The organism is Corallococcus sp. AB018 (assembly GCF_003986945.1).
In the GTDB taxonomy this organism is placed as follows: Bacteria; Myxococcota; Myxococcia; order Myxococcales; family Myxococcaceae; genus Corallococcus; species Corallococcus exiguus.
Window position 1 is genome coordinate 1 of sequence record NZ_RAWR01000360.1, and the last position, 5,645, is coordinate 5,645.

Below are 5,645 nucleotides of genomic sequence, written 5' to 3' on the forward strand. Positions count from 1 at the left end.
GCCTTGCGGCACCAGGGGCTTTCAAAAAGAATCCGGCAGCGACCTACTCTCCCACGCGGTTTCCCGCGGAGTACCATCGGCTCTGGAGGGCTTAACTTCCGTGTTCGGGATGGGAACGGGTGTGACCCCTCCGACATTGCCACCGGAAAAGCGAATGACGGTGCATACGAAGGGTAAGTTGCAAGCTTCTGCTTGAGTGAAGCCTCTTCGAGAAGTCGAAGAAGCAATTGAAACAGCTGCCTTCCGGGCGGACGCGCTAGTGGCGTCCTGGCCTCGGCCTTGGCCCCGAGTCCCTTACTCCCCTTGAGGGGGCATGCAAGAGAAGGGGGGAAGTAAGCCTCTCGACTTATTAGTACTGGTTAGCTTAACGCGTTACCGCGCTTACACACCCAGCCTATCAACGTGGTAGTCTTCCACGAGTCTTCAGGGGCTTGCGCCCGGGATACCTGGTCTTGAGGTCGGTTTCCCGCTTAGATGCTTTCAGCGGTTATCCAATCGGCACATGGCTACCCAGCGATGCCTCTGGCGAGACAACTGGTACACCAGCGGTGCCTCCAACCCGGTCCTCTCGTACTAAGGTCAGAGCCTCTCAAGTATCCTACGCCCACAGCAGATAGGGACCAAACTGTCTCACGACGTTTTGAACCCAGCTCGCGTACCGCTTTAATTGGCGAACAGCCAAACCCTTGGGACCTGCTCCAGCCCCAGGATGCGATGAGCCGACATCGAGGTGCCAAACCTCCCCGTCGATGTGAACTCTTGGGGGAGATAAGCCTGTTATCCCCGGAGTACCTTTTATCCGTTGAGCGATGGCCCTTCCATTCAGGACCACCGGATCACTATGACCTGCTTTCGCACCTGCTCGACCTGTCGGTCTCGCAGTCAAGCTCCCTTATGCCATTGCACTCGACGCCCGGTTTCCAATCGGGCTGAGGGAACCATCGCGCGCCTCCGTTACTTTTTGGGAGGCGACCGCCCCAGTCAAACTACCCACCAGACAGTGTCCCAGTCCCGGCTTACGAGACGTGGTTAGACACCAGAAATCAGCAGGGTGGTATTTCACCGTTGCCTCCACCGAACCTAGCGGCCCGGCTTCAAAGGCTCCCACCTATCCTACACAGCCAATCCCTAGTGTCACTGTCAAGTTGTAGTAAAGGTTCACGGGGTCTTTCCGTCTTGCTGCGGGTAAACTGCATCGGCACAGCTATTTCAATTTCGCTGAGTCCCTCTCCGAGACAGTGCGGAAGTCGTTACTCCATTCGTGCAGGTCGGAACTTACCCGACAAGGAATTTCGCTACCTTAGGACCGTTATAGTTACGGCCGCCGTTTACTGGGGCTTCGGATCATCGCTTCGCCTTGCGGCTGACGAATCCCCTTAACCTTCCAGCACCGGGCAGGAGTCAGACCCTATACGTCGGCTTGTCGCCTTCGCAGAGTCCTGTGTTTTTGGTAAACAGTCGCTACCGCCATTTCTCTGCAACCTCTCTCGGCTTCGGCTGTACGCCTACACCTACCAGAGGCCCACCTTCTTCCGAAGTTACGGTGGAAATTTGCCTAGTTCCTTGGAGGAGAGTTCTCTCAAGCGCCTTAGGATTTTCTCCTCACCCACCTGTGTCGGTTTGCGGTACGGACACCCTGCAGACTCCCTGCGGGACTTTTCTTGGAAGCCGAGCATCAGCGACTTACCCCTTGCGGGGCGCCATGGGGTCTCGGGGATGACTGCCGCGCCTTTATTCGTACGCGACACCCCTACGCCTTTAGACTGACACAACCACCGGTCAGCTCGCCTAGCTTTCTCCGTCCTCCCTCAGTTCAACGTCTGCAAGATGGCGCAGGAATATTAACCTGCTTGCCATCACCTACGCCTTTCGGCCTCGGCTTAGGACCCGGCTAACCCTGGGAAGATTAACTTGACCCAGGAAACCTTGGGTTTACGGCGAGGGGGTTTCTCACCCCCTTTATCGCTACTCATTTCGGCATCAGCACTCCCAGTCGCTCCAGCGGCCTTTTCAGTCCACCTTCGCTGCAACTGGGACGCTCCCCTACCGCCATACGCGCCTGACGCGCATGACCCGAAGCTTCGGCACTAGTCTTGAGCCCCGTTACATTTTCGGCGCGGCCTGTCTTGACCAGTGAGCTATTACGCTTTCTTTAAAGGATGGCTGCTTCTAAGCCAACCTCCTGGTTGTCAATGACCTGCCACATCCTTTCTAGTGTTCACTTAGACTAGATTTGGGGGCCTTAGCTGTCGGTCTGGGTTATTCCCCTCTTGCCAATGGACGTTATCACCCACTGACTGCGTCCCGGGATAACAATTGCCGGCATTCGGAGTTTGATACGGTTTGGTAATCTGGTGAGACCCCTAGCCGTTTCAGTGCTCTACCTCCGGCATTGAATTGCCCGAGCCGATACCTAAATATCTTTCGGGGAGAACCAGCTATCACGGAGTTTGATTGGCCTTTCACCCCTACACACAGCTCATCCCAGAAATTTTCAACTTTCATGAGTTCGGTCCTCCATGCGGTGTTACCCGCACTTCAACCTGGCCATGTGTAGATCACCCCGCTTCGGGTTATAATACACGCAACTTAGCGCCCTATTCGGACTCGCTTTCGCTCCGGCTCCACCTATCGGCTTAGCCTCGCTACGTATATTAAGTCGCCGAATCATGATGCAAAAGGTACGCTCTCGCACTGGCTTGCGCCGTAGTGCTCGAACTGCTTGTAGACATGCGGTTTCAGGTTCTTTTGACTCCCCTCACCGGGGTTCTTTTCACCTTTCCCTCGCGGTACTTGTTCACTATCGGTCGCCAAGGAGTATTTAGGCTTACCGGATGGTCCCGGCAGATTCAGACAGGATTGCACGTGTCCCGTCTTACTTGGGTAACCCGCTCAGCTCCAGTTGGCTTTCGTGTACGCGACTATCACGCTCTTTGGTGCGTCTTTCCAGGACGCTTCCACTAGCCCTCCAGAGTCCTACCGCGGACCCGCTACCCCACCGCCATTTGCATGACGTTGGTTTGGCCTCTTCCCATTTCGCTCGCCACTACTTTGGGAATCACTCATTGTTTTCTCTTCCTCAGGGTACTGAGATGTTTCACTTCCCCTGGTTTGCTCTGCAAACCTATGAATTCAGTTTGCAGTAACGCAGCTATTCGCCGCGCTGGGTTTCCCCATTCGGACATCTCCGGATCAACGTTTGGTTGGCAACTCCCCGAAGCTTTTCGCAGCCACCCACGTCCTTCATCGCCTCTTGGCACCTAGGCATCCACCGCACGCCCTTAGTAGCTTACTTGCCCTAATCTCTTGTCTAATGCCCGCCTCCCGGCGGATTTTCGAAACTCGGAGACCAAGGCCCAGACCTCTGCTCTTCGCTAGCAGGCCCGGAAGACATTCTTTATTGCTGTTCTCATTGCTTCTTCTTGTGTGGGAGACTTCGCTTTTGCCCCACCCGGCTGCCTCGCGGCGCCTGGTGAGACTCATTTCGAAGTCGGCACTTCTGTTGAGAACTTCACTCAGCAGAAATTGCAACTTACCCTTCGTATGCACTTGTCAAAGAACGTCCCTGCGACTTCCAGGAAACTTGTGGAGCTGATCGGGTTCGAACCGACGACATCCAGCTTGCAAAGCTGGCGCTCTCCCAGCTGAGCTACAGCCCCGACTCTCGCGTCAGCACCAGTCACCCTTTTGCTTCCCTCCAGTGAGGGAGAAGAGTGGTGGGCCTAGGTGGACTTGAACCACCGACCTCGCGCTTATCAGGCGCGCGCTCTAGCCAGCTGAGCTATAGGCCCAGGGGGGCTAAAGCGTCGGCGAACCCTACAGCGTCCTTCATTCTCAAAGAGCCGAGCCAACTTCACTCGGTCCTTCAAAACCAAACAGCAAGCCCGAAGTTCATAATGGATTGTTAATCGGAAACATTGACCTAGAGATGACCTGACAGCCCGAAGGCTGCTGGTGTTGCCTACTCGCCCGAAGGCTGAGTCCAACACCCGGTCTCCTTAGAAAGGAGGTGATCCAGCCGCAGGTTCCCCTACGGCTACCTTGTTACGACTTCACCCCAGTTACCGAGCACTCCTTGGGCATCTCTTGGTGAGATGACTTCTGGAGCAATCGACTCCCATGGTGTGACGGGCGGTGTGTACAAGGCCCGGGAACGTATTCACCGCAGCGTGCTGATCTGCGATTACTAGCGATTCCGCCTTCATGGAGTCGAGTTGCAGACTCCAATCTGAACTGAGACCGGTTTTCTGCGATTAGCTCCCCCTCGCGGGTTTGCAGCGCTCTGTACCGGCCATTGTAGCACGTGTGTAGCCCTGGTCATAAAGGCCATGAGGACTTGACGTCATCCCCACCTTCCTCCGGTTTAACACCGGCAGTCCCTCTAGAGATCCACTTGCGTGGCAACTAAAGGCGAGGGTTGCGCTCGTTGCGGGACTTAACCCAACATCTCACGACACGAGCTGACGACAGCCATGCAGCACCTGTCTCTCGGTTCCCTTGCGGGCACTCCCTCATCTCTGAAGGATTCCGAGGATGTCAAGACCAGGTAAGGTTCTGCGCGTTGCGTCGAATTAAACCACATGCTCCACCGCTTGTGCGGGCCCCCGTCAATTCCTTTGAGTTTTAGTCTTGCGACCGTACTTCCCAGGCGGAGAACTTAATGCGTTAGCTACGGCACCGCGGGGGTCAACTCCCACGACACCTAGTTCTCATCGTTTACGGCGTGGACTACCAGGGTATCTAATCCTGTTTGCTACCCACGCTTTCGCGTCTCAGCGTCAGTTACCGTCCAGGTGGCCGCCTTCGCCACCGGTGTTCCTCCCCATATCTACGAATTTCACCTCTACTTGGGGAATTCCGCCACCCTCTCCGGCACTCAAGCTCTGCAGTTTCGGGCGCACTTCCTCAGTTGAGCTGAGGGCTTTCACACCCGACTTGCAAAGCCGCCTACACGCGCTTTACGCCCAATAATTCCGAACAACGCTTGCACCCTCTGTATTACCGCGGCTGCTGGCACAGAGTTAGCCGGTGCTTCTTCTCCCGGTACCGTCAAGGCAAAGCGTATTAGGCTTTACGGTTTCGTCCCGGTCGAAAGTGCTTTACAATCCAAAGACCTTCATCACACACGCGGCGTTGCTGCGTCAGGCTTTCGCCCATTGCGCAAAATTCCCCACTGCTGCCTCCCGTAGGAGTCTGGACCGTGTCTCAGTTCCAGTGTGGCTGATCGTCCTCTCAGACCAGCTACCCGTCGTTGCCTTGGTGGGCCATTACCCCGCCAACTAGCTGATGGGCCGCGGACTCATCTGGTTGTGATAGCTTGTATACAGAGGCCACCTTTTCCCTCAGTCTCCGAAGAAACCGTGGGCTTATCCGGTATTAGCCAATCTTTCGACTGGTTATCCCAGGCATCCAGGCAGATTATCCACGTGTTACGCACCCGTGCGCCGCTCTACTAAGGGTTGCCCCTATTCGCGCTCGACTTGCATGTGTTAGGCACGCCGCCAGCGTTCGTTCTGAGCCAGGATCAAACTCTCCAATTGTATTCTTGGTTTGCTTGAACCGGCGTTCCCCGAGACCCGGCTAAGGAGTCTCGGCTCGCTGATTCGTCGGCACTTCCCTCTCGCTGCGCTTTTCAGCGCTGCTCT

General features: G+C 55.8%; 2 tRNA genes and 3 rRNA genes. All 5 read right to left on the reverse strand.

The window, feature by feature from the left end:
- Positions 1-30: 30 nt before the first annotated feature.
- Positions 31-147, reverse strand: a 5S ribosomal RNA gene (gene rrf / locus D7Y11_RS41240).
- Between the two features lie 181 nt (positions 148-328).
- Positions 329-3,295, reverse strand: a 23S ribosomal RNA gene (locus D7Y11_RS41245).
- A 291-nt stretch (positions 3,296-3,586) separates the two neighbouring features.
- Positions 3,587-3,659 (reverse strand) — tRNA-Ala (locus D7Y11_RS41250).
- Positions 3,660-3,714: 55 nt separating this feature from the next.
- Positions 3,715-3,791: transfer RNA gene (locus D7Y11_RS41255), tRNA-Ile, on the reverse strand.
- A gap of 211 nt (positions 3,792-4,002) precedes the next feature.
- Positions 4,003-5,540: ribosomal RNA gene (locus tag D7Y11_RS41260) — 16S ribosomal RNA — on the reverse strand.
- The 16S, 23S and 5S rRNA genes sit together here with 2 tRNA genes alongside, the layout of an rRNA operon.
- Between the last annotated feature and the right edge of the window lie 105 nt (positions 5,541-5,645).